This window comes from Acaryochloris sp. CCMEE 5410 (assembly GCF_000238775.2).
Classification (GTDB): domain Bacteria; phylum Cyanobacteriota; class Cyanobacteriia; order Thermosynechococcales; family Thermosynechococcaceae; genus Acaryochloris.
In genome coordinates this window covers 952,686-976,989 of sequence record NZ_AFEJ02000001.1, presented here as the reverse complement: position 1 = coordinate 976,989, position 24,304 = coordinate 952,686, and the positions used below count along the sequence as shown (strand labels likewise).

Here is a 24,304-nt window from a genome sequence, read left to right as displayed (position 1 = left end):
GGTTTTAATCTAACTAAAAGCGGGCTTACTCTGACGCAGAAAATCTAGTAGCTCTCGATTCACAATTTTGGGGACTTCCTGCTGAATCCAATGGCCGCATTCAGGAACAAACTTGAGGCGAAATGGGGCCTGTACAAACCGCTCAAAGCCCAGTGCTAAGTTGGGGCTTAAAACCGTGTCATCTTCTCCCCACAACACCAAAGTAGGGACTTGGATGGGCAATAGTTTGCGATCCGAATTGGATAACCAGTCTTGGGGAGACAGCAACTGCCGATAATAGTTAATCGCGGCAGACAGGACCCCGCGTTTTTCTAGGGCAGCCTGATAAATCCCTAAGGTCTCAGAAGAGAAGGCCGCTTTGCGAATGGCTTGTTTCTGGAACCAATCCTGGAGAAATTGGCGCAGATTGGATTGAATCAACCATTCCGGTAGCCCAGGGATCTGGAAAGCCAACAGATACCAGCTCCGGCGAAGCTGATCAAGGTTGCTAGAAAACTCTCGAAATAATCGCTGGGGATGAGGCGCATTCAAGAGAACTAAGTTCTGCAAATATTGGGGAAATTTTTGAGCCAAGTTCCAGGCAATCATTCCGCCCGTGTCATGACCAACGATATGGGCACAGCGATAACCTAAGTTCTGGATTAAACCAACAATATCCTCGCTGAGGGTGTCGATATCATAGCCACTCGACGGCTTGTCTGAATCGTTGTACCCCCGTAGATCAGGAACCACAACCTTGAAATGACGGGCTAAAACCGGAAGCTGATACCGCCAAGAGTACCAAAACTCAGGAAATCCATGGAGAAGAATAACTAAATCGCCTTCACCTTGGGTGACATAGTGGAGCCGAATCTTATTAGTTTGAATAAACTGGTGTTGCCAGCCAGAACTCGCAGTGGTCATACGTTACAGTGCAACCTCGATGGGTGGTAATTGAAACATGACAGTTTGCCATTGAGTCAATCTTGAATGATCAAGATGACTACACAATTTACCCCCTGCTAACTAGGTATACAGCGTAACATTTCACCAACGAATTTGGACTAAATCATCGACTGAACAAGTCCAAGATGGGGACAAATTTGACAAATGAGGTGAATAAATTAAGGATTATGACTCGGCCAGCACAGACGATGGGCTCTGGGCGGGTTGCTCATATTTGATTAAGTTGGCTAATTCTTGCAATTGGCTAATGGCTTCAGCCCCTTCCAACTTCATGAGTTCACGGTCATCTCGCATTTCGGTCCAGGTGATCCCATAGTCGGACACTAAAAACCGAATCAGATGATTTTCTCCTAAACTCACCATGAAGGAGGCACTGTTCATTTGGCCACCGCAGGTATAGCAAGACGCCACGTATCCTCGACGTTCTAGCACAATAGCTAGGGCTTGGAGGTTCATGACTAAGTCTCGAACAAATTCACGGTGTTGATTGGCTAACCGGACAAACACAGGATTACCCTTCTGAGTGAGTACACATTCTAGCTTGGTTAATGGTTATTGACATGCTCTGTTTCCCCCTCGACTAAACTTCTCCTTACTATTGTTCCCAGGTGCGTTAGCTGCCCTATCGAGCAAACGACTTGCTTCACATCATCCAAAAGTAAGGTATGGCCATGCTGGGAGGTAACTTAATCGAACCCCGTTTCAAGTTCCGTATTCAACAACACAGAGTCAAAGAAAGTACCGATGGGAAAGGAGCTAAAACTAATGGGTTGGGGCTGGTAATTGGCTAGGGCGGATTGCCGCTTCAGTCTGTTGATCAAACAGATGAATCTTATCTAGTTGAACTGAGAACCATAACTGCTCGCCAAGGCTGACTTGCTGATAAGGATTGATTCGGGCAATTAATGGGACCGGTGATTGGGGCATTTGATGGTTCTGGGTCAACTGTAAAGACAGATAGGTCTCATGGCCTAAGGCTTCAACCAATTCGACCTGGGTGGGAATATTGCTGGAATGGGAGGATGCCAGATCCAGATGTTCTGGGCGGATCCCTAAGGTTAGGGTTTGGCCTTGATAATTCTGGAGGACCGTTTCCCACACTTCTGGCAGGGTGAGGGTGAATTGTGGATGTTGTAAGTTTCGAGACGATTGAACCTGGACGGAGATAAAGTTCATAGGGGGAGAACCAATGAACTGGGCTACAAATCGGTTGATCGGCTGGTTATACAGCTCTAAAGGGCTAGCAATTTGCTGAATTTGCCCAGCATTCATAACGGCAATTCGATCCCCCATGGTCATGGCTTCCGTTTGGTCATGAGTGACATAGACCGTTGTTGTTCCGAGTTGTCGCTGGAGTTTGACGATTTGGGCTCGGGTTTGAGTTCGCAGCTTGGCGTCCAGGTTAGATAGGGGTTCATCCATTAAAAAAACTTGGGGATCACGGGCCATGGCACGCCCCAGAGCCACTCGCTGCTTCTGTCCCCCGGAGAGTTGCTTGGGCAGGCGGTCCAGTAAAGTCTCAATTTGTAAGATTTCGGCAACTTGATGGACGGTCTGCTCAATTAATTTTTCTCGTTTGGAACGATATCTGAAGGGCTTGGGTAATATTCGGGTCGCGGATACTAAGCCAGACTCTAGTTTTCTGCGTAGGGATGCAGAAATAGAGCGCCGTTTAGGGTCTCGCTGGGATTGGGTACGACGGAGACCAAAGGCTAAATTGTTATAGACGCTCATGTGGGGATAAAGGGCGTAACTTTGAAACACCATGGCGATGTCTCGTGCTTTTGGGGGGAGGTGATTGATTTTGCGATCGCCAATCCTGATACTGCCCCCAGTTAAGTCCTCTAATCCTGCAATCAGGCGTAAGAGCGTGCTTTTCCCACATCCTGAGGGACCCACCAGCACCATAAACTCCCCATCTTCAACAGAAAAATTGATGCGGCGCAATACGGTAACGGTATCGTTTTTGGTATCGTCCTTAGATTTAGGCTGAGTGGAGGTTGTTGAACTTAAATTGGGGTCAACGGACGTGGGATTGGCTGTGCGATCACCTTTACGAGCCGGAAAACTTTTATAGACATCCTCAAAGATAACCTGAGCCACGACAACATCGGTATCCATTACATCGCTCTCAGCCTATTGTGCTGCTCGATATCAGTCAAGGGAATTTATCGGCTGACCAGAAGGATTTGTTAAGATTCCTTCAGGGAAATCCATTATTGTGTCTGCATGCTGCTGACCGCCCAATTATTACTGAGTTACCAGCGTTGTCATCGACAAGCGTATCTGGATGTCTATGAAGACAAAACTCATAAGTCTGCGCCTAGCGATTTTCTCAACAAACTTCGGCAGGATCGCCTTGAGCATCAACAGACCTTTTTCGCGCGTCAATCCTGGGTTCAACCAGACTATCCCAAATATGACTGGCAAGCAGGGGCCCATGCAACGTTAGCCCTGATGCAGGCTGGCGCTCCCTATATTCGGCGGGGCGTTCTCTGGATGGATCAAGGCAATGGCGTTGCCTATCAAAGTATTCCCGATCTCCTCACTAAAACCGAGGGAACCTCAGATTTTGGAGATTGGCAATATGTGCCGACGGATATTCGCCTGAGTAAACGTCCCAAGCTGGAATATCAAATCTTGGCAACCTTTCATGCTTATCTGCTGGCGACCATACAAGGGGTTTGGCCAGAGGAGTCCTATCTGTACCTGCGGGAACGAGGGCTCTATGCCGTTAACCTGCCCATTAATCAGCCGAAGCTAGATCAATTACTTCTGGAACTTGTCGAGATAATCCAAACCCAACATGAGCCCGAGGTCTTTATTGTCAGTAATCGCTGCAGCTTGTGTGGATGGCTATCCCACTGCTATCAAATTGCTCAACAAGATCAACATTTATCCTTATTACCAGGGGTTACCCCCAGCCGCTATCCCATCCTCCAAGCTCATAATTTAGCGACCGTAGAAGATTTAGCGATTGCGAATCCCACCCAATTGGCTGAGGTGACGGGATTTGGTCGAGAGGTTGCTAACAAACTCATTTGTCAGGCCCAGGCATTTGCTAAGCAGGCTCCTGTAGTGTTTGCGGCCAGTGAAGTTAGCGCAATAGCCACCCAAATTTCCCCTGCTCCCATCGAACTCTACTTCGATATCGAAGCAGAACCCAGTCTCAATTTGGCCTATCTGCATGGGGTATTAGTCGTCGATCGAGAAAACCAAACCGAGATCTTTTATCCCCTCTTAGCCGATCAACCTCACCAGGAAGAGCAGGCATGGCAGCAGTTCTTGGATTTAGTGTTGGCCTATCCCCAAGCACCGATTTACCATTTTTGTGCCTACGAAGTTCAAACCGTTGAACGCTTAGCAGCCTTGTATGGTAACCCCGATACGATCATTCAGCCTTTATTGGAGCGATTTATTGATTTGCACGCTCATGTGACCCACACGGTTGTGCTGCCTGTAGAAAGTTATACCTTGAAATTGATCGCGCGATGGCTAGGGTTTCAATGGCGCAATAGCGAAGCGAATGGAGCCCAGTCCATCTACTGGTATAGTGAGTGGCTTTCTACGGGCGATCGCGATTTCCTCGATACGATTGTTGAATACAACGAGGATGATTGCCAAGCCACCTATCAAATCAAAAATTGGCTGGCTGATTTTTTGGCCTTCGAGTTAACAGCGCCGGCCTTACAATCCCCATAATGTTGAAGCTGGCAATTTTGATTTAGCCTCGGCCGAGCTCACAGGAGCGATGATAAGCAGCCTGAACAGCTTTGATCAGGGCTGATCGAAGTCCCGCTTGCTCTAGAGCCGCAACCCCAGCAATCGTCGTACCACCTGGACTCGTAACCTGATCCTTGAGTTGGGCAGGATGTAGTCCCGTTTCATCCACTAATTTGGCCGTGCCCAAAAGGGTTTGCAGGGCTAATTGATTGGCAATGGGGCGAGGCAAACCGACCGAAACGCCTCCATCCGTAAGAGCTTCCAACACCAAGGCAACATAAGCTGGCCCTGATCCCGATAGCCCGGTGACTGCATCCATTAATGATTCAGGTACGGTAACCGCCTGGCCAACGGCGCTAAAAAGCTGATGAGCAAGATCTAGGTGCGTTTGATTCGCATGGTTACCTGCTGCGATCGCAGCTATTCCAGCCCCAACTGTAGCCGGTGTGTTTGGCATAACTCGAATCACAGGGGATCCTGGAAAAGCTGCTTCTAACGTCCCCAAAGTTACCCCCGCCAAAATAGAAAGGACTAAACATCCAGCGGGTATGGACGATGCGAGGGGATCAGCGACCTTTGGAAATATTTGAGGTTTGATGGCCAACACCAAGACCTGAGCGTTGGAGGCAACCGCATCATTAAGGGTAGATCCCTGAATCTGATAGCGACCGATTAGAACCTCTAATCGCTCTTTGGAAATATCACTTACTTGAATCTGCTCTGGCGAACAGATTTTTTGGGAAAGCAGTCGTGACAAAATGGCTTCAGCCATAACGCCACCACCAATGATGCCAAGCTGATCGCGAAACTGACTCACTAGAATACCCCTAAGCTGAAGATGGCAGAAACAATGCACCAGTCTACCAAAGCTTAGTCGAGATTCCTTGCTGTATTGAGTTTTGAGAAAACCCCAAAGTAGCCAGAGATGGCTATTTACTGGGCAATAGCCTGGTTCATCTGCATATCATTTTTCCAAGATGCAGTGGTTGTAGGACGTGAAAAATGAGGTGTAGTAGGTGCTTCATGAACGACACCCAGATGGGTGCTGACCTGAACACAATTGGGGGTGAAGAGGAAGATGCTATCTCCAACACGCTCTTGGTGGCCGTCAATGGTATAAGTTGCACCTGCTACAAAATCCACGGCTCGCTGAGCCTGAATAGGTTCCATCATCGTTAGATTGAGAACCACAGACTTACGTTCACGTAAAGCTTGGATCACTTGGGGCATTTCTTCGAATGCTCGTGGTTCCATCACTAAAACCTCAGTGGTAGATCCCCATAAGCGGCTGGCACCGGGCATACCTACAACATTGCTAGTATTAGAATTCACTTGAGACCCCTGTTCTTTCTCAGATTGACTGTTCAACGCTTCACCCACTTCAACGGGTTCTTCGGAGTACTCTGCTGAATAAGAATGATCCGAATACCCATCGTTTTGAATTTCGTCATATTCATCAACGTAATCATAATCGTCATCCGACTCTGGGATGCCGACGAAATCCTTTAATCTGCCAAATAAACTGCTCACGAGTTGGGCTCCATCTATGAAGGTTTTGAGGGTATGAAGAACCTGATTTCAAGAAGACCGAGCAATAGTTCGATCTAAGGTCATCAAGGAATTTTATTCGTAAAGATCTCTATTAAATTTAGATCTTCTCATCAAACTTGGATTTGTTTGATTTGTCAATACCACTGTCGCCTTAATTACCAAGATTGATCTTTATAGAAAAAATCAGCTCTTTGCGACAAATCCCATGGTATGGAAAATTTAGATTGAATTATACATCAATGATCTAATTGCAAATCAGCAATTCGAGTGTTGAAACTAAAGTTTAAATTAAGAAATCATTTCCTTTACATAACCTATGAAATTGTCATCTTTTACAGAGGCTTCCTATTCGCATTGTCATTCAGATAGATACGGTCTCTTTGAATAGAATAGTGATTCGCCCAGGAAAAACTTGTGAAGACCTTCTTGTCTATGGCGTTCAGAGTTAAGCCATCAGCCTCACCATATAGAAGGATGGCTTAGGGCCGAGGCCGATCCCCGAAAAGACGACGGCCTACTCGAACCATTGTGGCGCCAGCCTGAACAGCCAACTGATAATCATTGGACATCCCCATGGACAGCTCATGTAAGGTGAAATCCTCTGGGGACTGCTGGGTAATGTCTTGAGCTAACTGTTGAGTTTCATGAAAAGCATTTAAGATTTCCTGGCTCGATAACCCCATCGGTAATATCGTCATTAATCCCCGCCAGTGAAGATGGGCACAGGCTTTTAACGCAGGTAGATCGGCTTTAAGACCAGCAAACGTCCAACCAAATTTGCCAGGATCTGGGAGAGGTTTGACTTGAAGACATAACTGAGGTGAATTCTGCTCTGATGCAACCAGCCGATTGAGGCGTTGGGCTAAAGCTAAGCTATCTACCGAGTGAATCCAGTCGAAGTGACGAACCGCTAGTTTGGCTTTATTGCTTTGAAGGTGGCCAATGAGATGCCAAGTGAGCTCTGAGAGATCCTGTAGCTCTGCTTGTTTCTGAATCGCTTCCTGTACCCGGCTTTCGCCAAAGTCGCGTAAACCTGCATCATAGGCCTCTCGGATCAATGCAGTCGGCATATATTTGGATACAGCAATCAGGCGAACGGATCCCGGCAAGGATCGTTGAATGGAGATGACTCGATCCGTGAGGGTCAATGGCTGCGGAGAAGGCATTATTGAAAAGTTTGTTGGTGAACAAGCTGAAGTTGGTCGTAGTCTTGGCGAGTACCCGATCGCCTAAGGAGTCTGAGACGACTTTCTACGGCGACTTTAGCCTCTTGTCGAGTAATGGGAGAAAACTCTAACTGCTCTGCAGATGTTGAAACTAAAAAAAATAACCGTTGGGCATAAAGCGTGGTGTACAACGCACTCTTAGCATCAATCACACAAAGACTGTAGAGTAGACCAAAAGTTGGATGATTTAGATACGTTTCAGTGATCATTCGCATGTAAGGGAGAGGCCAAAGCAGTAGGAGTGATTTATAGAACGATAACTACTCCCTAGAACAATGCTGTGGGTCCTGTCTAAATAGCTTTGTTTCTAAAGAATAGGGCAGTTTTAAGCAATGTCAGTTTTTCCCTTGGGTATAGATCTTGAGAATGGAGTGAATTGAAATAGCTGAGGTTATTTTGTCAAAGTAAAAAAAGATCGCTCACTTTTCAAGGATGATTGTCCTTTCTTAGTGAATTTCGCCAAGTCTAGTAACTCTGAAATTGTCGTCTATTATACTGGACGTCCTTTGCGAAATGTCGACTGTTTTTTGAATAGATTTGCTTGTCCTTTCACTAAACCCGTTACACAGCACATTCCCAAGAAACGACATATACATAATCACTTTAGATTTGCGAGTCCATTGCTTGAATGGCTTCCACCTGCGCTTTGGCTTTTTGCAAGGATTCTAACCATTCCTGTTCAGGGTGACTATCGGCCACAATCCCAGCCCCCACTTGTCCCCAAATCATAGAAGACGGGATAGACCGGTTAGGGGAGCTGCCAGGAGGATGTATAGGGGTAATCAATAAGGTTCGAATCAAAATATTCAGATCTAGCTGCCCCCGATAGTCTAAATACCCACAGGAACCATAAAATAAGCTCCGGCGGTAAGGTTCTAACGTTTCAATAATTTCCATACAACGAACCTTAGGGCAGCCAGTAATGGTTCCTCCTGGGAAGACCGATCGAATCAGCTCAACTGCAGAACGATTGGGTTGTAGGGTACCAACAATATTGCTAACTAGATGAATTACATGACTGTAGTATTCAAGGACTAGAAATTCATTTACGGCAACTGATCCCCAGTTACAGACTCGACCGAGGTCATTACGTTCAAGATCCACCAGCATGGTATGCTCAGCTCTTTCTTTTAAGTTCTTCTTTAAGGCATGAGCTAATTGTTGATCCTCTTCGAGGGTGATTCCCCGGGCGCGAGTCCCGGCAATTGGGCGGGTCTCGGCTTGTGTCCCTTTGAGTCGAACAAGCCGTTCTGGTGAACAACTGACGACCGATCCCCATGGAGTTTGCCAGTAGCTGGCAAAGGGTGAGGGATTGATCGTTTGCAGTTGCTGGTAGAGCTGCCAGGGATCGGCGTCGGCCTTGACCGAAAAACGAGTGGAGAGATTGGCCTGGAAAATGTCTCCAGCCTGAATATGGGCTAAGGCCTGTCGTACCATCGCTTCATACTCAACTTGATTTGTCACAAACTGAAAGTCTATTGCCTTAAATGATGGAATGATTGGATGTGGAGTGTAGGATGCTAGCTGGTGTTCTAGGTGATCTAAATGGTGGGGATCGCTGGCTGCAAGCCAGAGGATTTGCTGTTGATGATCCAAAATTGCAAAGTTTTCAGGCTCATACCAAAAGGCTACAGGGAATGGCAGGGGATCAGGTTTAAGGTGGGGTAAACGTTCGATTTCCCAAGCGAGGTCATACCCCAGCCACCCTAACCACCCACCTTGAAAGGGCAAGTCATCAGGGATTCCATCTGGGGCTAAAGGCTTTTTAAGTTGTAGCTGGTGTTCCAAGAACGGTAAGATTCGCCCTAATTCTGGTGTCCATAAGCGTAAATCGCCAGCCTCACTTCGAGGGCCACCTGCGCAAATGGAGTATTGACCGAGGGGATGGGGATAAGGGCTTTCGAGCAGGGTTGCGATCCCTTGTTCTCCAAATAAGGCTGCAAAAATATCTGTACCGCTACGTTCGAGTAGTGGCTGCGATCGCCAATACCAAGGCTTTAATTCGTCCATGTCGGATATTAACGGTATTGATTTAGGGAAGCGTTCCGACCCAGATCCGTAAGCCACAAACCAAGACGACTAAAACTAACGCCAACTGATCCATTAGCCGAATTCGGAGTTGATGCCATCTGACTTGGTGGTGGTTTGGGCTGGTAAACCCCCGTACGGTCATGGCACTAGCCACTTGCTCTGCTCGTAAAAACAAATTTTCAATGAGGCGATCCGCTAACATCAGCCAGAGTTGAAAGGCGCCCCGAACCCCTAGTTTTTTCCAATTAATGGCGCGAGTCCGAATGGCTCGAATCAAATTTTGAATTTCTTCTAGAACTAGGGGCATAAAGCGAAGCGCTAGGGTTAAGGTTAGGGTGACTTCAGTGATAGGAATACGCCACCGCTTTAAGGGTTGCAATAGAACTTCAATGGCAACGGTTATTTCTTCCGGGGCCGTTGTCAAGAGATATAGGGTTGTTCCGTAGATTAAGGTGAATAGCCAAGTCCCCAACCGTAACCCCAATTCTAAGGATCGACGAGTGATTCTAACGGGGCCACGATGAAAGAGGACATATTGATAGGTTGTGGGCTGAGGGAGGGTGGGAGGAAGATTGTCTTCTGAACCCTGCCAGAAGATCAGGGGTTGATACCAGGGTTGGGAGTCTTCTGGGGGAGTAGTGGGGGCTTGTGTAAATGCTAGTTCTTGCTTCGGGAGTCTGGGTTGATAGGACACTGCTAAGCCATCAGGCATTAGGGTGGTAATACTGCAAACTAATAGACATAACAACAATAACCAGCCAATTTGCTTGCGCCAGACCCGTAATGGAATGGTTGCCGAAATGGTTAGGAGAATCAGTCCCAAGACTAAGCCAAACCGCCAGGGTAAATCTGCCAGCAATGGGGTGAGCAGGAACATCATCAGCCAAGCTAGTTTTACTCTAGGGTCAAGCCGATGTAACCAAGTTCGGGGTTGTTCCAGGTAGAGCCCCAGGGGAAGAGAGCGAAGCAGATCCATCTATGGCCTTTGAGACGCGTTAATCACCAGCCTATCCTAAGTGATTTCTAGGGTGAGGAGATGTATTTGCACGATATAAATGGTGGTCTTAAGACTATACCTGTCACTAAGCTTTACTAAATGAGCCTAGAAATGGTCTGGGCTCATGCCATAACTTGAGATGTTTGGAAACGAGCGCTGATGTTCTATACCTATAGGGAATGTCAGATGTATTCAGTGAAATTGGAATCTAACGGACAGCAATGGCTTGGCAACATATCTTGTTCTATAAGCCCTACGGGGTCCTTAGCCAGTTTACGGATCGACAAGAAACGTCGCATCCAACGTTAAAAGAGTTTATTTCAATCCCAGATATTTATCCGGTTGGGCGATTGGATAGGGATAGTGAAGGGTTACTCTTGTTGTCCAATCATGGTGGTCTTCAGCATCAGTTATGTAATCCTAAATTTCGACATCCCCGGACTTATTGGGTTCAGGTGGAGAACATTCCCGATCAGCTTGCGTTACAAAAGCTTAAGCAGGGGGTCACGATCCGAAACTATCGAACGCGGCCGACTCAAGCCTCACTGTTATCTGAGCCACCTCTATTACCCCCTCGGACTCCACCAGTCCGTTTTCGCAAGCATATCCCCACGGCATGGATGACGATGACGCTCTATGAGGGCCGAAATCGACAGGTTCGTCGGATGACGGCTGCTGTGGGGTTCCCAACCTTACGTTTGGTACGGGTTGCGATCGCACATTTGCAACTCCAGGATCTTCAGCCAGGCCAATGGCGCCACCTTTCTCCCGCAGAAATTGAACAACTCCAATTCCTGACCCATTTATCTCATCTCTAGCTCAAGGGACCAAACCTGATTCGTTGGCATACTCAAAAACATTTCAAATTTCAATCTACAGTTGAAGATAATTGTGAGTTGTATAGTGGGATCACTCAATAACAGGCTATATTTTGTCACAGCAAATGTAACAATAACTTCCGTAATTTAGCGGAGTGCAAGCCTCTAATTACTAGTTACCATTGCCATAGTTACTGTCCGCCATTCTAGGCAAACTAATTTTTTACGGATGATTAAATGTCCCCAGTGTAATTATCACAACATTGACGATCATCGTTTCTGTCAACAATGTGGCACTTCCCTGACTCAAAAACACTGTGCAAATTGTGGACATTTAGTAGATTTTGAGGTGACTCACTGTCCCCAATGTGATCATTTAACCGGCACAATCTGGTGGACGCTAATTACCCCACTTCCTAACCTCGACCCATCCCCCACCCTGGCAGAGCTGTCTGCAGTCGAGACGATTCCTATGGGAGAATCTGTTGCCCTTTTGGATGAGGAGCCTTCAACAGAAGAGCTATTAGACTCCATTGAACGCTTAGTGGGTGATCAGTCCGATGGAGAGATAGATACTGTGGAACTCAGTTTCTCTGGTTCCTCGACAGCGGTGTTAGAGCAGTCGAGTGACTCAAAGATTCCATCTCTGTCTCCTGCTATCCAGAGTTTTTTGGATCAGAATCCTCGATATCAGCTATTGGCATCAATGGTGCCTCAAGACCCGAAACTGGCAGAGAATGGCAATCTCGAACTCACGATTCTAGATACGCAGCCACTGCAGGTTTCTCCTCTGGCGATCATGCTGAACCAGCTAGAGGGAGCCATCAACCCCGCTGACATGGGGCAACCAGAAACGATTAAAGGTTTTTTGGAAGCGCAGCCTTTACCTTTCCCGATCGTTCTAGAGCCCTACTTAGCCTTGAGGCAACAGTTTCCTCTCCTACTTCCTCATGTTCATGATGCTTGGCAGTCAGAACAACAGGCGGTCATTTTATTAGAGAACCGCGCTGACTTACCCTCATTAAAGGAAGTCATTGCCGAGGGGCAGGCGAGTCCCACTCAAATTCTGTACTGGTTAGAGCAAACCCTGAACTTTGCAGTCGTTTGTGCACCCTGGCAATGCTTGCCTAGTGTTCTCAACAAAGAAAATTTGAAAGTCGATCAGGGACAAATCCTGTGCCTTCAGCAACTCCTATTTGAACCTGGTCAGTTTTGGCCCGGCAAGTCCGAAAAGGGGAGTACCTCCATCCAATCCCCGACCTGGGACGATTTAAGATATGTCTGGTTAGATTTATTGCAAGGATTAGGAGCCTCCCTTTTAGAGCAATTTCAGCCCTTGTTGGATAATTTGCAATCGGCTGAAAATGTTACCCAAGCAGAGCTGCTGGAATACTTAAATGAATTAAGTCAGCGTCTGCCTAGCCTCCAGCCTTCTACGACTCCCACCCAGGTTCACCAGTCTTCAGGAGCTGAAACGGGTGCTGCGCCAACCCTGATCTTACCCAATCAGTTGGTTCATTTGGCGGCGGCGGGCCAAACCGATGATGGTCGAGATCGACATCATAATGAAGATTATTTTGCGATTGATCAGCGACTGCAACAAATTTGTAATCCCCATCAGAATCAAGTGTCTGGTCAAGGCCTCTATATCCTCTGTGATGGTATGGGTGGACATGCGGGGGGAGAGATTGCGAGTTCTTTGGCCACGGAGACCCTAACGCAATATTTTCAAGCCCATTGGCAGACTGAATTCCCTGATACTGCGATGGTGAAGGACGCCATTTATGCAGCGAACCATGCTCTTTTTCAGCTGAATGAGGAGAAGGCGGGGAATAATCGGATGGGCACCACCTTAGTGATGGCGCTGGTGCAAGATACGCATATTCAAATTGCTCACGTCGGTGATAGTCGTTTATATCGCTTGACCCATCAATCTGGATTAGAGCAAATCACCGTGGACCATGAGGTGGGGCAACGAGAGATTCAACGAGGCACCGATCCTGCAGTGGCTTATGCCCGGCCAGATGCCTATCAACTCACTCAAGCTTTAGGGCCTAGGGAGAATGAGGCATTAGAGCCAGATATCCAGCTCTTAACGGCATCCGAAGATACTTTATTGTTGATTTGTTCCGATGGATTAACCGATAATCACCTACTGGAAGTCCACTGTGACCAATACTTATTGCCCATGCTTAACTCTCAAGTTCCCTTGCAACAAGGGGTCAATGAGCTAGTAACGCTGGCTAATGAACATAATGGTCACGACAATATAACGGTCATTGCCATCCTGATGAGAGTCCAACCTCAGCGATCTGCTCAGACCTATTAACGGGACCCTACTCATAATCCTTGACTGATTAATTTTGCAATGTGGTTACATTAACCCTTCTTGATCCCACTAATAAGGCTCCTATCAGACAATGGCTATTCACCACGTCTAAGCAAATTAATATTGGCCGTTCTTCCGATAATCACATTGTTCTCAGAGACATACTGGTGTCTCGTTATCATCTTGAACTGCACCTGATCAAACGCATAGAGTCCTCCTTTACCTGGCAAATCAAGAGTCTGGGCAGCAATGGAACGTTCGTAAACGGGAAGCTGACGAACCAGGCAGAAATTAAAAATGACACGATTATTCAGCTAGGATTGACAGGCCCGATTTTGAGATTTCAGCAGCAACTTCCCCACGAGATTGAAGCCAAACGTCAATCCGCAACCACTCGCTCTCAGAGTTCTTCCTGCTCCCATTTTGGGAATTTACCTGGCAACCTTTTTTGCGTGCATTGTGGTCAATCTCTGAATGTTCTCCAGACAATTGGTCCTTACGAAGTGTTGAAGGTCATTGGTATGGGGGGCATGGGAACTACATTCTTGGTGCGGCGCCTAGATGATCAGAGTAGAAAACCTCAGCTTCAGGTGCTCAAGGAAATGAATGCCGATATGGAAAAAATTCCTAAAGCACAGGAATTATTCAAACGGGAAGCGCGGATGTTGAGATCCTTGCAACATGCTGGTATTCCCCGCTTGTACGATTTTTTTACCGAGAACGAAAAACAGTATCTGGTGATGGAGCTGATTCATGGCCAAGATTTAGATCGGTGGGTGAACCAACATGGCCCGTTGCCACCCCATCAAGTGCTGCCATGGATGATTCAAGCCTGTGACATTTTGGACTATATTCATCGTCATAATCCACCGATTATTCATCGAGATCTGAAACCCGGTAATATTCTGGTTCGAAATCGAGATAGTCAAGTTTTTATTATTGATTTTGGTGCGGTTAAAGAAGCAAGTCTGGTCCCTGGAACCCGGATTGCTGTTGAGGGCTACAGTGCTCCAGAACAAGGATTAGGGCGTCCTACTATTCAATCGGATCTTTACGGTATCGGTGCGACCCTTTTGTTTTTGATTACAGGCCAAAGTCCGCTGCAATTCTACAAAAATCTGGGCCATGGCTATCGGATTGAACTGGCCAATATCCTGAGCATTCCCACTCAGATCAAAGCCATTATTGAAAAAGTGACCCATCCCCATCCGGATCATCGGTTCCAAAGTGCCAAAGAACTGCAGCAAGCCCTGAAAAACTGTCTTTAGCTGCTGATTGCGCGGTTATTATAATCCTTCCGGCTCGATGGGTATCCTGAGTACTATCCAACGGGAGCATCTGTTTTGGAATCCTGTTCCCATCAAGGTCAGCTTTAGCTGAGGGGGCATGATGTCTGATACCAAATCCGATTTATATAACTCCGATATAATGCATAATTAGAGAATGCCAAGAAAACTATATCTCAAACCCCATTTTTCGCCTGACGAGCTGAAGTCTCATTACCGAGCCAGCCAAGACCCAGTAGAATCGCGCCGCTGGCATCTACTATGGCTCGTCAGTGAGCAAACAACGCTAACTCAAGCAGCCCAAGTGGTCGGTCTCAACTACGATTACGCTCGAGAAATCGTCAGGGAGTATAACCACAATGGCGCCCATGGGTTACGCAACCGACGCAAAGATAAGCGACCTCATCAATCTCGCAGTCTTCTGACTCAAGACCAATGTGCACAATTGTTGACTCGTCTACAAACCCACCCGCCGACGGTGGTCTATGGAACGGACCTAAAGTAGCCCAGGTCATTGCTCAGATGACAGGAGTCGATAAGGTTTGGCCCCAACGAGGTTGGGACTATCTCAAGCGATTGGAGCAGTCCCTGCAATGCCCACGTCCTCACCACCGTAAAGGTGAACCAGAGGCCCAAGCCGCTTTTAAAAAAACTGCCTGAGTACAAAGCAGAATTGGAGCGACGCTACCCTAATGCTCAGGTCGAAGTTTGGTCTTTTGATGAACATCGTTTAGGCCTTAAACCCATTATTCGAAAGATTTGGGCGCCTGTGGGTCAGCGTCCAATTGCTGAGGTGGACCATCGCTATGAATGGACCTATCTGTATGGATTCGTTCATCCCGCAACTGGCAATACCGAATGGTTCATTCTGCCTCGGGTCAATGGAGAATGGTTTAATCAAGCCCTACAAAGCTTTGCTCAGCAAGTTGGAGCGGGAAAGCACAAACAGATTCTTCTCGTTCTCGATGGAGCCGGATGGCATACCTGTAAGAATCGGGTGGTGCCACCTGGCATTCATCTGAAGGTTTTACCCCCCTATTCTCCAGAGCTACAGCCCGCTGAACGGTTGTGGCGGCTAGCGGACGAACCACTGGCCAATCGGTGTTTTGAGACCCTGGATGACCTCGAAGATGTTCTCGAGCAGCGCTGTCGAACTTTAATGACCATGCAATCGGACATTAAAGCTCTAACGCAGTACCATTGGTGGCCAGCTTGACAGATGAGATATTTCGGGGGTTAATGAGTCGGATTTGGTATGAATTACCGATTCTCCAAATGGCAGAAAAGCTGCATGAGTCTGCCATTATCTACTACCAGGAACGGCCCGTGGGCACGATTGCTGCTCAGGATCCAGAAGCGGATGCCCTGAATTACGATCAGTGCTTTGTGCGGGATTTTGTCCCTTCCGCCTTCGTCTTTTTGCTGCAAAAACGACATGATATTGTTCAAAATTTTTTGGTGGAGACCTTAGGGTTACAAAAGCAGGTTCGGCGTGTGGATGGCTTTGAGGTTCCTTTAGGACTGATGCCTGCCAGCTTTAAGGTTCAATCGGAAGCAGATCGTCAATATCTCACGGCTGACTTTGGCGACCATGCGATTGGTCGGGTGACACCGATTGATTCTTGCTTGTGGTGGATTATCGTCCTGCGGGCTTATGTGAAAGCGTCTGGAGATACTGCTTTAGCGGAGCGATCTGATTTTCAGGAAGGGTTGCATCTGATTTTCAAGCTTTGTCTCAGTCCACAATTTGAGATGTCCCCCACTTTGTTGGTGCCTGATGCGGCCTGTATGATTGATCGCCGCATGGGGATTGATGGCCATCCGTTGGAAATCCAAGCGTTGTTTTACGGGGCATTGCGATCTGCAAGGGAGTTGTTGACCCCCACTTCAGAAGGATCGGCCTGGATTCGAAAAATTGATGAACGCTTGAAGGCACTAAGATTTCGGGTGCGCCACTACTATTGGCTGGATCTAGACAAGCTCAATGAAATTCACCGCTATAAGGGGGATCAATTTGGGGAGTCAGTGATGAATAAGTTCAATATTTATCCTGATTCCATCCCTTACTGGCTAACAGAATGGATGCCAGACTGGGCAGGGTGTTTGGCTGGAAACCTTGGCCCTAGTCGAATGGATTTTCGCTTCTTTGCCTTGGGAAATTTAATGGCGATCATCACTTCTCTGGCTGATTCGACTCAGAGCCAACAAATTATGGATTTAATTGAGCTACAGTGGGACGATTTAGTCGGGCGGATGCCCATGAAAATCTGTTTTCCGGCGGTGGATGGGTTAGAGTGGCGGATTACCACGGGCTCGGATCCTAAAAATACCCCCTGGTCCTATCACAATGGCGGTAGCTGGCCTGTTTTGCTGTGGATGCTGATGGCGGCTGCCATTAAAACTAAACGCCAAAAATTAGGTGAACAGGCTTGGATGACTGCTTCCTACCGATTTGAAGAAGACGAATGGCCTGAATACTATGACGGTAAAAATGGACGTTTGGTTGGTAAATCTTCGCGGAAATATCAAACTTGGACCATTGCTAGTTTTCTGTTGGCGACGTTGCTCCAAGACAATCCAGAGCAGATTGCTCCGTTTATTTTTGACGAAGAGGATAGCTCAGAAATCTGATAGAGCTGAACTCGATTTTGCCGCCTGTCTGTCCTTTTCTGATGATCGGGCATCCTTGGAATGGCGAGGATAAAAATTAAAGTCATTCATGTTTTCAGACCAAATGGGTATGTTCCAAGCGGCATTTATGCGTCAAGTGAGTACCCGTGTGGGCTTATGGGTCACTGAAAAAGACGATCAAGTCCTGATGTTGGATGCAGATGTCTCTTTCCCCGGGCGTGGGATTGGACTGTGGATTCTAATGCTCTCGCTGTTGCCTTTCTTCTCCAATTTGTTCTGGGCCGATTCCAGTGGATATGACTTTTTCAATCATCAGGCGTTTATCCCGGTTCGATGCCTAATTGCAGTGTTGGGATTCTGGCTTTGGCTTCTGCAGGGAAAGGTTCTGCGATGCCATTTTGATAAAGTTCAAGATCAATATGTCATTGAACAAAACAGCTACCTCCGTCGCCAAAAAGTAGAAGGCAGATTGCAGGATATTGCTAGGTGCGAAGTGATTCAGGTAGAAAAATCTGGTTGGTTTCCGATTGGTAAAAATATTTACTCGCATATTCGAGTGAGTATTATCCAGAAGTCGAGTGAAACAGCTTCCTTCACTTTCGTGGAAAGACGGAGTGAGATCGATAGAGTGATCGATACAACCTATGCACGATTATCTGAATTTCTCGGGCTGACTGCCGATGTCTAGCTTGCCTCGATAGGGGAATTTGGATTAGCTGTTATCTTCTCCCCAGAGTTTAGTGAGCCGCTGATCTCGGCCACAGCTGTATCGATAAAAGCGGTACCAGTTGGAATTGGTTTGATAATAGTTTTGGTGATAGTCTTCTGCAGGATAAAAGGTTTCTGCACCGACAATTTCCGTGACGATGGGCGTCGCAAATTTACCAGAGCTATCTATTTCAGCCTTAGATTTTTCGGCGAGAGCTTTTTGCTCGTCTGAATGGTAGAAGATATTGGTGCGGTATTGGTCGCCGCGATCGCAAAATTGTCCCCCGGCATCCAAGGGATCAACATTGGTCCAAAATGTCTCTAGCAGGGTTTCATAGCTGACTTTGCTGGGGTCATATTCCACCTGTACGGATTCCGCATGACCCGTTTTCCCGGACGATACCTCTTTATAGGTAGGATTCATTTTTTTGCCCCCGGTATACCCTGATGTGGTGGAAACAACGCCATCGATCACATCGAAAGGCTTCTCCATACACCAGAAACAACCACCCGCAAAGGTGGCCTTGGCCAGGTCTTGAGCTTGAGCGGCCATGCTGATGGGGCCTAGCCAAGTGATTAGAGATAATAGTGCGATCGCAAACCAACGTTTGATCATCTTTTATTCCATTCGTCATGCCTTATCTATCGTAATCAGAACTGACACAAGCAACACAATTTTGGCCTGAGATCCTCAATCACCAGCATGTCTAAGGACTAATACTGGTATCCATAGCAGCTTTCATGAAAGAATTTGGATTGGACCATGATGTCAATTGTCTCCTTCCCTCACCAAGTACTATGGAAAATCTTGAACAAGAACTAGAAGCCCTCAGGCAAGAAAATACGCTGCTACAGGGATTAATGACGGGAGGATACGCATATTTCTTACATCACTTTATAGTTGGGCATCAGAGTGATATGGGGTTAACTGCAGAAGCTTGCGAGAAGATTGTGGTGGATGCTCTGCGGCGGGTTCTATCTACCCAGGATCGATTTCAATGTGAATATCTGAGCGAAATTGAGGCCATTCTCAACAAAATGACAACTGTGGTGCCCATTGAACCTTATCTGCAAAAGGTACCGCCTCCTGAAGTGCCTGATCCTCCAACAGCCAGTGACCAAAGCTAAATTTTACGTATGGTGTCAGAATCCCAACGATAATCTGCCCATAATTGACAGACATGTCTCTTGATTGGCATTTGTGGGTTACATTGATTCCTTTATGAACTGCCAAGGTTAATGCAGCTATGCAGGGTTATTTTTTAAGCCAGTTTATCTTAAGTGTTACCATGCTCAATTCTGACTATGATTTGGCCAGAATTGGGTGGATTTCTGTAGATATTGAATTGACGATTTTAGTCTAAGTAATTTTTTAAGTTCTAACAACGAATATAAAATTAATTATTTTTAAGCGAGGTCTGACTATATTTGGTGGCTTAAGAGTTTTTGCGGGGAAATGTGATATAAATCACGTTCAATATCCCTAGAAATTATTGTAATAGAACAACAATTATATTAAGTATCTCAAGAAAGATCTTAGGTATTTGATATGCATATACAGAAATAGTATGTATCAACAAACACATCACTTCAAGCAGCATCATTATCTTGTTATTAACACAAAGCCTAAAAAAATAGTCACATTAATGAACTGGAAGTACACCATTGGTCGAGATTCATCCAGTGATATTGTTGTAGCCAATGATATGATTTCCCGTATCCATGCCACTGTGGAGAAGATATCTGATTTAAGTCAAGGAACTTATCAATATGAACTGATTGATGGGGTGGTTGAAGGCAAATCGAGCTTTAATGGTGTTTTTGTCAATGGCAGCCGTGTTCAAAGACATACTCTAGTGAATGGCGATCGAATTTTGTTTGGAGGGGTGGTCAAGGCGGTTTTTTATTCATCTAGTCAGATCATAACTAAAGAGGATTCCTTGGCTGATTTTTCGCAGATTACTCAATATGGTTGCTCATCTCTATTAGATGAGAATGAAGCGACGACGATTATGTTGTAATCAGCAGATAGAAATACTCTAGCTTGGATTTCCAGAGTTAGATAAAATTATCTATTTTATGGCAATTGTCTTTGAGTGTAGCTAAATAAATACTCGTTTGCTTAGTTCTAAGTGTGGCTAGCTTTTTTTGCTAATTTATCACTTCGTGAAAATATCTATATCAACTAATTTTGACTGATAATAGCAGTACAGAGTGGCGCTATTTATGTTTAGCTGTGTAAACTGGAAAGTCTGGTTGTCGATATTTTAAAGAGAAATTTTAGTAAAAAATAAGTATCTTGCGATGTAATCAATTCCTAAGAATTTCAGGGTTCTGATTAGGCTGCTGCCCAGGGTTGTTTTACGTTACTCCTAGAAAAAATAGGATGGTTCTACTGACCAACAGTAGAGAGACCGATGAGCCATCTAATCGATACTTTGAAGCAAGTCCCGGATTTCCGCAGTGCCCATGGCCGTATTCATCCGTTATGGCTGCTGTTGCTATTGATGGTGATGGGCATGCTTGCTGGATATCAAGGGTACCGTCCGTTAGAAACCTTTGTGAGCGATTATCGCCAGCCTTTAAGTGAGCTATTGGGGCTTGAGAGCCTCGAAGTCCCGTCTCACTGTACCTTTCGTCGAGTGATGAAGGGGCTTGACTTCCAAGCGTTGAGCCACCAATTTGAAGCATGGATGCTCTCGAAAGCCCAGACTCACTCTCCCGATAATTATGCAGCCTCCATTGATGGCAAACGGATTCGTCAGGGGCTGACAGATGCCAAGGGGAAGCAGCGTTTTGTAGGGTTGGTGAGTTTATTTGCGGTGGAAGCAGGCATCACCCTCAAGCTCGAAGCCCTCACTCAGGAGGATAATAGCGAAATCAAAGTCGTGCAGGCACTGTTGGAAACCCTTCAACTCGATGGCTTGCTGATTACCATGGATGCCTTACACGCCCAAAAAAACACTTGAGAAGATTGTGGCCTCGGGTAATGACTATCTCGTGGCGGTCAAATCCAACCAGGGAAGACTTTACGACCACCTCCAGACTTACTTTGAGTGTCTTAAACCCATGGCTGAGCACATCCACTCCGCCCAAAGTAGAGGACGAGATGAACATCGGTGTATACAGGTTTATGAGCCTGTCGGCATAGCCCTACAAGAATGGACAGCAATTCGCTCTGTACTTTGTGTCCAACGATGGGGTACTCGCAAAGGAAAGGAGTATCACAATACCGCCTATTACATCAGTTCAGCTGCCACCTCACCCCAGCATTGGCAATCTCTGGTCCGAGAACATTGGGGCATTGAAAATCGGTTGCATTGGCCGAAGGATGTTGTTTTTGGCGAAGATGATTATCGACTCGAAGATGAACAAGCACTGCTCAATTGGTCAGTGCTTAGAACTATTGGGATTAATATCCTGCGGCTAAACGACTATCAATCCCTCAAAACCGCGATGACTAAGCTGGCTAATCGGGTCGATATTATTTTTTCGCTGCTAACTTAAAACAGCCCTGGGCTGCTGCCACTGAAATTGGGGGCATACTTTGGAGTTTATTGCACCTAAGTTCGAAACTATCGTTAACCCTTGATTATGCATTCGTGGACGCGTTTCGAAGATGCTCTTAACCCAGATTGGGATGGCATGTCATCATGCCACCGCTGAATGTGAGTATGGCTAAAGACAAACCCCGGCAAATACCGCCTGCCGGGGTTCAATGCATTAGAGCCATTAACTTGTGACTAGTTTATGTCCGATTAAAGCTCAATCAGCTTAATACAAGGGTGTTTTGCCATTAAACTACCCGCTCAAGATTTGGGGAGCGGGACGAGAGTTGAACTCGTATATCCCATGTGTTGTTGAGCTTTGGTTGATTCACAAGAGTGGATTTTAGATTAAGACTAGAGCAATAAACTGAGTTTAATTTTTTAGCCTTAATGTATCAAAAGCTGCTTTACCCATTAGCATACTCTCGCTTAAGGATGCGAGAGGGAGGATTTGAACCATCCAATCACTTTTTTTGATACTGAATCTAAATCTATGCTCTTGTTCAATCTAACGCTGCCCAAATAAATAGTCAAAAATGTTATTCGATATAGTTCTTCGGGTTATTTCGATGCTATTGGCTTCCTCTCTAGCTTTGATAACAGCTTTTTGAAGTGCATCCAGTCGAAGTCGCATTTCATCTAGTTCTGACTGTGGTAAAGCACCAGAGAACTTAACCAAAGCCCAAGTCCCTTCAACTACATCGTTGGTGACCTCTTTGACTTGGGCTGGGTGATGTTCGGTTGCCTCAGCAGCGATCACAAATTCTTGTACCTTCTTGGTCTTAGTGGTTTCGCGAGGGCGAGTGACATAAAACCCTCGGTTAGAGTCATATTCCCAGTCTTCATCAATGGGCAAGATCGGGATATGGCTGATAAATGTCCTGATATCAGTCAACTGTTTGTCTAGGAACATCAAGTATGTAACGGGGACATCAGGCGCAATCACTGTACCGTCATCCAAGGTGATGTTGGCCCTTGCTGAGGTATTGGCTTCATCTTGGGTTAAAGCACTGTCAAATAAATCTTGGCAGGCCCTTGAAAAGGCTTCTAGCGAGTCTCCCGCCTTATATGTGACCTTTTGAGACTCGGGGGGATAGACGTGGCCTTCTTCATCCTTCGGTGAGTAGGTCCGTGACAAACCTTGAAATAGCTCAGGTTTTTGAATCTGTTTGTAGATCTTTGTCTTTTCGTCTGCAGCTCTTTTTTTCACGGACTGCATGACAGCGATAAGCTGATTAAGCTTCATAAAACCACCTCTCGATTGCCAAAATTAAAAATGTATTGATTAGATCTGTATGAAAAGATTGACAGCACTGTTTATGACTGAGGAGATGCCATTGGTAGCCAGAGCTAACCTGCCCGCCTTAATCGCCTTCATCCAAGCCAGGTTGTAGACTTCACCAGCCTTTGAGTATTCTTTGGTAAGGAATTATGCCATTAGGGTGTGGAGTGTACTCGGTAACAAGACGATTCTAAATATCGCCATGCTAGCTTTGTTATCAATAGATGTCAGAAAATTAAAGAGATGGAAATTATCTCTCATTAGAGCAGCGTCCTGCATTGTGATGATTCTCACCTCAACGCACGAGATTGAAACGTTCTAGAGAAATGCTGCCAATTTTCTAGTTAAAGCCCATGACCGGGATTGAACCGGTGACCTCACCCTTACCAAGGGTGTGCTCTACCACTGAGCCACATGGGCAAATCGAAGACAATGGGCCGGGCTGGATTTGAACCAGCGTAGGCGTAGCCAGCGGATTTACAGTCCGCCCCCATTAACCACTCGGGCACCGACCCCTACTTTGTCAACAGTTTTGGATTCTAGCACATCTACATTGCACCTACGCAACCATTTTTAAAATCACCTGATTATCGAACCCTACCTATCAGGGGTTCTTAGGCACTCGAAAATTGACATTGCCAAAGCACCTCTAAGTTAGGTATGATCAAGTGCTTTCACTGAAATTTATGTATCGACGCACTTAGGGCTATGGGAAAACGCGTTCAGCTCGTTTTAAATGAAGATGTTAGAAAACTGGGTTATTCAGGAGACCTAGTTGAAGTTGCGCCTGGATATGCCCGCAACTATTTAATTCCGAAAGGAATCGCTTACCGAGCTACTCCTGGTGTGCTCAAGCAGATTGAGCATCGCAAAGCCGAAGAACTCAAGCGTCTAGAAGGCATTAAGGACGAGGCCGCAAAACAAAAGGTCGCCCTTCAAACTATTGGCACCTTCCGCATTGAACAAAAGGCCGGCGAAGAAGATATGCTGTTCGGTCGGGTAACCTCTCCTGACGTTGCCGAACTTATCGCCAATATCAGCGGTTTCGAAATCGACAAACGGGGCATTGATATCCCTGATATCCGCAAGCTGGGAACCTACTCCGTTGATATTAAGCTCCACCCAGAAGTCATTGCTACCGTCAAAGTGGAAGTTGTTCCTGAATAAATGCTAGGGTGCTGGCACCTCCCGAGTAAGATTATCCTCTAACTAAAGGGATTTACCTGTTG

At 46.2% G+C, this 24,304-nt stretch carries 24 protein-coding genes and 2 tRNA genes; 13 read left to right on the top strand and 13 right to left on the bottom strand.

Annotation, left to right across the window (positions count from 1 at the left end):
• Nucleotides 1-9 precede the first annotated feature (9 nt).
• From ON05_RS04315 to ON05_RS04305, 3 genes are all read right to left on the bottom strand, one after another.
• Nucleotides 10-903 carry an alpha/beta fold hydrolase gene (locus ON05_RS04315; RefSeq protein ID WP_010471864.1) on the bottom strand — a complete coding sequence of 298 codons (894 nt, stop codon included), beginning with the start codon at nucleotides 901-903 and terminating at the stop codon, nucleotides 10-12.
• A gap of 207 nt (nucleotides 904-1,110) precedes the next feature.
• Nucleotides 1,111-1,452, bottom strand: coding sequence for a DUF1815 family protein (locus ON05_RS04310; protein ID WP_010471865.1), 342 nt, complete (start codon nucleotides 1,450-1,452; stop codon nucleotides 1,111-1,113).
• Between the two features lie 255 nt (nucleotides 1,453-1,707).
• Nucleotides 1,708-3,066, bottom strand: coding sequence for an ABC transporter ATP-binding protein (locus ON05_RS04305; protein WP_010471866.1), 1,359 nt, complete (start codon nucleotides 3,064-3,066; stop codon nucleotides 1,708-1,710).
• 108 nt (nucleotides 3,067-3,174) lie between these two features.
• Between ON05_RS04305 and ON05_RS04300 the strand changes: the two genes are divergently transcribed.
• Nucleotides 3,175-4,647 (top strand): TM0106 family RecB-like putative nuclease, encoded by a 1,473-nt coding sequence (locus ON05_RS04300; RefSeq protein WP_010471867.1) that lies wholly within the window; start codon nucleotides 3,175-3,177, stop codon nucleotides 4,645-4,647.
• Nucleotides 4,648-4,669: 22 nt separating this feature from the next.
• On the opposite strand, the gene proC is transcribed toward ON05_RS04300, so the two are convergent.
• The 6 genes from proC to ON05_RS04270 all read right to left on the bottom strand — a co-directional run bounded on the left by proC (nucleotide 4,670) and on the right by ON05_RS04270 (nucleotide 10,452).
• Nucleotides 4,670-5,485 carry a pyrroline-5-carboxylate reductase gene (proC, locus tag ON05_RS04295; RefSeq protein ID WP_010471868.1) on the bottom strand — a complete coding sequence of 272 codons (816 nt, stop codon included), beginning with the start codon at nucleotides 5,483-5,485 and terminating at the stop codon, nucleotides 4,670-4,672.
• A 116-nt stretch (nucleotides 5,486-5,601) separates the two neighbouring features.
• Nucleotides 5,602-6,198 (bottom strand): cell division protein SepF, encoded by a 597-nt coding sequence (locus tag ON05_RS04290; RefSeq protein ID WP_010471869.1) that lies wholly within the window; start codon nucleotides 6,196-6,198, stop codon nucleotides 5,602-5,604.
• Between the two features lie 500 nt (nucleotides 6,199-6,698).
• Entirely contained in the window at nucleotides 6,699-7,385 is a 687-nt protein-coding gene (locus ON05_RS04285; protein ID WP_010471870.1) for a YggS family pyridoxal phosphate-dependent enzyme, read from the bottom strand.
• Entirely contained in the window at nucleotides 7,385-7,654 is a 270-nt protein-coding gene (pipX, locus tag ON05_RS04280; protein WP_012165567.1) for a transcriptional coactivator PipX, read from the bottom strand. Before pipX ends, ON05_RS04285 begins: the two co-directional genes overlap by 1 nt.
• Nucleotides 7,655-8,048: 394 nt before the next feature.
• Nucleotides 8,049-9,455 (bottom strand): anthranilate synthase component I, encoded by a 1,407-nt coding sequence (locus ON05_RS04275; RefSeq protein ID WP_010471874.1) that lies wholly within the window; start codon nucleotides 9,453-9,455, stop codon nucleotides 8,049-8,051.
• A 22-nt stretch (nucleotides 9,456-9,477) separates the two neighbouring features.
• Nucleotides 9,478-10,452, bottom strand: a complete 975-nt coding sequence (locus ON05_RS04270) for an energy-coupling factor transporter transmembrane protein EcfT (RefSeq protein ID WP_010471876.1) — start codon at nucleotides 10,450-10,452, stop codon at nucleotides 9,478-9,480.
• A 242-nt stretch (nucleotides 10,453-10,694) separates the two neighbouring features.
• Between ON05_RS04270 and ON05_RS04265 the strand changes: the two genes are divergently transcribed.
• The 8 genes from ON05_RS04265 to ON05_RS04230 all read left to right on the top strand — a co-directional run bounded on the left by ON05_RS04265 (nucleotide 10,695) and on the right by ON05_RS04230 (nucleotide 18,225).
• The gene (locus ON05_RS04265) at nucleotides 10,695-11,291 is read left to right on the top strand and encodes a pseudouridine synthase (RefSeq protein WP_010471877.1); all 597 of its coding nucleotides are present in this window, start codon (nucleotides 10,695-10,697) and stop codon (nucleotides 11,289-11,291) included.
• 229 nt (nucleotides 11,292-11,520) lie between these two features.
• The gene (locus ON05_RS04260) at nucleotides 11,521-13,620 is read left to right on the top strand and encodes a serine/threonine phosphatase (protein WP_010471879.1); all 2,100 of its coding nucleotides are present in this window, start codon (nucleotides 11,521-11,523) and stop codon (nucleotides 13,618-13,620) included.
• 41 nt (nucleotides 13,621-13,661) lie between these two features.
• Nucleotides 13,662-14,888 (top strand): FHA domain-containing serine/threonine-protein kinase, encoded by a 1,227-nt coding sequence (locus ON05_RS04255; protein WP_029315112.1) that lies wholly within the window; start codon nucleotides 13,662-13,664, stop codon nucleotides 14,886-14,888.
• Between the two features lie 175 nt (nucleotides 14,889-15,063).
• A complete protein-coding gene (locus tag ON05_RS04250; protein WP_262561186.1) occupies nucleotides 15,064-15,411 on the top strand; it encodes a helix-turn-helix domain-containing protein in 348 nt (115 codons plus the stop codon).
• Between the two features lie 17 nt (nucleotides 15,412-15,428).
• Nucleotides 15,429-15,566, top strand: coding sequence for a winged helix-turn-helix domain-containing protein (locus ON05_RS04245; protein ID WP_262561185.1), 138 nt, complete (start codon nucleotides 15,429-15,431; stop codon nucleotides 15,564-15,566).
• A 13-nt stretch (nucleotides 15,567-15,579) separates the two neighbouring features.
• Complete coding sequence (locus ON05_RS04240; RefSeq protein WP_029315635.1) at nucleotides 15,580-16,122, top strand: IS630 family transposase; 543 nt, start codon at nucleotides 15,580-15,582, stop codon at nucleotides 16,120-16,122.
• A gap of 23 nt (nucleotides 16,123-16,145) precedes the next feature.
• Nucleotides 16,146-17,537 carry a glycoside hydrolase 100 family protein gene (locus tag ON05_RS04235; protein WP_396149728.1) on the top strand — a complete coding sequence of 464 codons (1,392 nt, stop codon included), beginning with the start codon at nucleotides 16,146-16,148 and terminating at the stop codon, nucleotides 17,535-17,537.
• Nucleotides 17,538-17,625: 88 nt separating this feature from the next.
• The gene (locus ON05_RS04230) at nucleotides 17,626-18,225 is read left to right on the top strand and encodes a hypothetical protein (RefSeq protein ID WP_010471818.1); all 600 of its coding nucleotides are present in this window, start codon (nucleotides 17,626-17,628) and stop codon (nucleotides 18,223-18,225) included.
• A gap of 24 nt (nucleotides 18,226-18,249) precedes the next feature.
• Here ON05_RS04230 and msrA read toward each other — a convergent pair whose 3' ends face one another.
• Nucleotides 18,250-18,861 carry a peptide-methionine (S)-S-oxide reductase MsrA gene (msrA, locus tag ON05_RS04225; protein ID WP_010471819.1) on the bottom strand — a complete coding sequence of 204 codons (612 nt, stop codon included), beginning with the start codon at nucleotides 18,859-18,861 and terminating at the stop codon, nucleotides 18,250-18,252.
• 182 nt (nucleotides 18,862-19,043) lie between these two features.
• On the opposite strand from msrA, the gene ON05_RS04220 reads away from it, so the two are divergent.
• The 3 genes from ON05_RS04220 (at nucleotide 19,044) to ON05_RS04210 (ending at nucleotide 21,752) form a co-directional block, all read left to right on the top strand.
• Nucleotides 19,044-19,373: a hypothetical protein gene (locus ON05_RS04220; RefSeq protein WP_236618901.1), complete on the top strand. Its 330-nt coding sequence runs from the start codon at nucleotides 19,044-19,046 to the stop codon at nucleotides 19,371-19,373.
• Between the two features lie 440 nt (nucleotides 19,374-19,813).
• The gene (locus tag ON05_RS04215; RefSeq protein ID WP_029315110.1) at nucleotides 19,814-20,266 is read left to right on the top strand and encodes an FHA domain-containing protein; all 453 of its coding nucleotides are present in this window, start codon (nucleotides 19,814-19,816) and stop codon (nucleotides 20,264-20,266) included.
• Nucleotides 20,267-20,662: 396 nt separating this feature from the next.
• Nucleotides 20,663-21,752, top strand: a protein-coding gene (locus ON05_RS04210; protein ID WP_262561180.1) for an ISAs1 family transposase whose coding sequence is annotated in 2 segments (ribosomal slippage) — nucleotides 20,663-21,202 and nucleotides 21,204-21,752 — 1,089 coding nt in all. Because the reading frame shifts where the segments join, the coding sequence is not laid out codon by codon here.
• 549 nt (nucleotides 21,753-22,301) lie between these two features.
• Here ON05_RS04210 and ON05_RS04205 read toward each other — a convergent pair.
• The 3 genes from ON05_RS04205 to ON05_RS04195 form a co-directional block, all read right to left on the bottom strand.
• Nucleotides 22,302-23,039 carry a hypothetical protein gene (locus ON05_RS04205; RefSeq protein WP_010473007.1) on the bottom strand — a complete coding sequence of 246 codons (738 nt, stop codon included), beginning with the start codon at nucleotides 23,037-23,039 and terminating at the stop codon, nucleotides 22,302-22,304.
• Nucleotides 23,040-23,423: 384 nt separating this feature from the next.
• Nucleotides 23,424-23,495, bottom strand: a tRNA-Thr gene (locus ON05_RS04200).
• A gap of 13 nt (nucleotides 23,496-23,508) precedes the next feature.
• Nucleotides 23,509-23,590: transfer RNA gene (locus ON05_RS04195), tRNA-Tyr, on the bottom strand.
• A gap of 193 nt (nucleotides 23,591-23,783) precedes the next feature.
• Between ON05_RS04195 and rplI the strand changes: the two genes are divergently transcribed.
• Nucleotides 23,784-24,242 (top strand): 50S ribosomal protein L9, encoded by a 459-nt coding sequence (gene rplI, locus ON05_RS04190; protein ID WP_010473006.1) that lies wholly within the window; start codon nucleotides 23,784-23,786, stop codon nucleotides 24,240-24,242.
• Nucleotides 24,243-24,304 lie beyond the last annotated feature (62 nt).

Bases quoted from the DNA above. Each gene is read 5' to 3' on its own strand.
- ON05_RS04315 (WP_010471864.1), bottom strand. From the start codon at position 903: ATGACCACTGCGAGTTCTGGCTGGCAACACCAGTTTATTCAAACTAAT.
- ON05_RS04305 (WP_010471866.1), bottom strand. From the start codon at position 3,066: ATGGATACCGATGTTGTCGTGGCTCAGGTTATCTTTGAGGATGTCTAT.
- ON05_RS04300 (WP_010471867.1), top strand. From the start codon at position 3,175: ATGCTGCTGACCGCCCAATTATTACTGAGTTACCAGCGTTGTCATCGA.
- ON05_RS04285 (WP_010471870.1), bottom strand. From the start codon at position 7,385: ATGCCTTCTCCGCAGCCATTGACCCTCACGGATCGAGTCATCTCCATT.
- pipX (WP_012165567.1), bottom strand. From the start codon at position 7,654: ATGATCACTGAAACGTATCTAAATCATCCAACTTTTGGTCTACTCTAC.
- ON05_RS04275 (WP_010471874.1), bottom strand. From the start codon at position 9,455: ATGGACGAATTAAAGCCTTGGTATTGGCGATCGCAGCCACTACTCGAA.
- ON05_RS04270 (WP_010471876.1), bottom strand. From the start codon at position 10,452: ATGGATCTGCTTCGCTCTCTTCCCCTGGGGCTCTACCTGGAACAACCC.
- ON05_RS04265 (WP_010471877.1), top strand. From the start codon at position 10,695: ATGGCTTGGCAACATATCTTGTTCTATAAGCCCTACGGGGTCCTTAGC.
- ON05_RS04260 (WP_010471879.1), top strand. From the start codon at position 11,521: ATGATTAAATGTCCCCAGTGTAATTATCACAACATTGACGATCATCGT.
- ON05_RS04250 (WP_262561186.1), top strand. From the start codon at position 15,064: ATGCCAAGAAAACTATATCTCAAACCCCATTTTTCGCCTGACGAGCTG.
- ON05_RS04245 (WP_262561185.1), top strand. From the start codon at position 15,429: ATGACAGGAGTCGATAAGGTTTGGCCCCAACGAGGTTGGGACTATCTC.
- ON05_RS04235 (WP_396149728.1), top strand. From the start codon at position 16,146: ATGAGTCGGATTTGGTATGAATTACCGATTCTCCAAATGGCAGAAAAG.
- ON05_RS04230 (WP_010471818.1), top strand. From the start codon at position 17,626: ATGTTTTCAGACCAAATGGGTATGTTCCAAGCGGCATTTATGCGTCAA.
- msrA (WP_010471819.1), bottom strand. From the start codon at position 18,861: ATGATCAAACGTTGGTTTGCGATCGCACTATTATCTCTAATCACTTGG.
- ON05_RS04220 (WP_236618901.1), top strand. From the start codon at position 19,044: ATGGAAAATCTTGAACAAGAACTAGAAGCCCTCAGGCAAGAAAATACG.
- ON05_RS04215 (WP_029315110.1), top strand. From the start codon at position 19,814: ATGTATCAACAAACACATCACTTCAAGCAGCATCATTATCTTGTTATT.
- ON05_RS04205 (WP_010473007.1), bottom strand. From the start codon at position 23,039: ATGAAGCTTAATCAGCTTATCGCTGTCATGCAGTCCGTGAAAAAAAGA.
- rplI (WP_010473006.1), top strand. From the start codon at position 23,784: ATGGGAAAACGCGTTCAGCTCGTTTTAAATGAAGATGTTAGAAAACTG.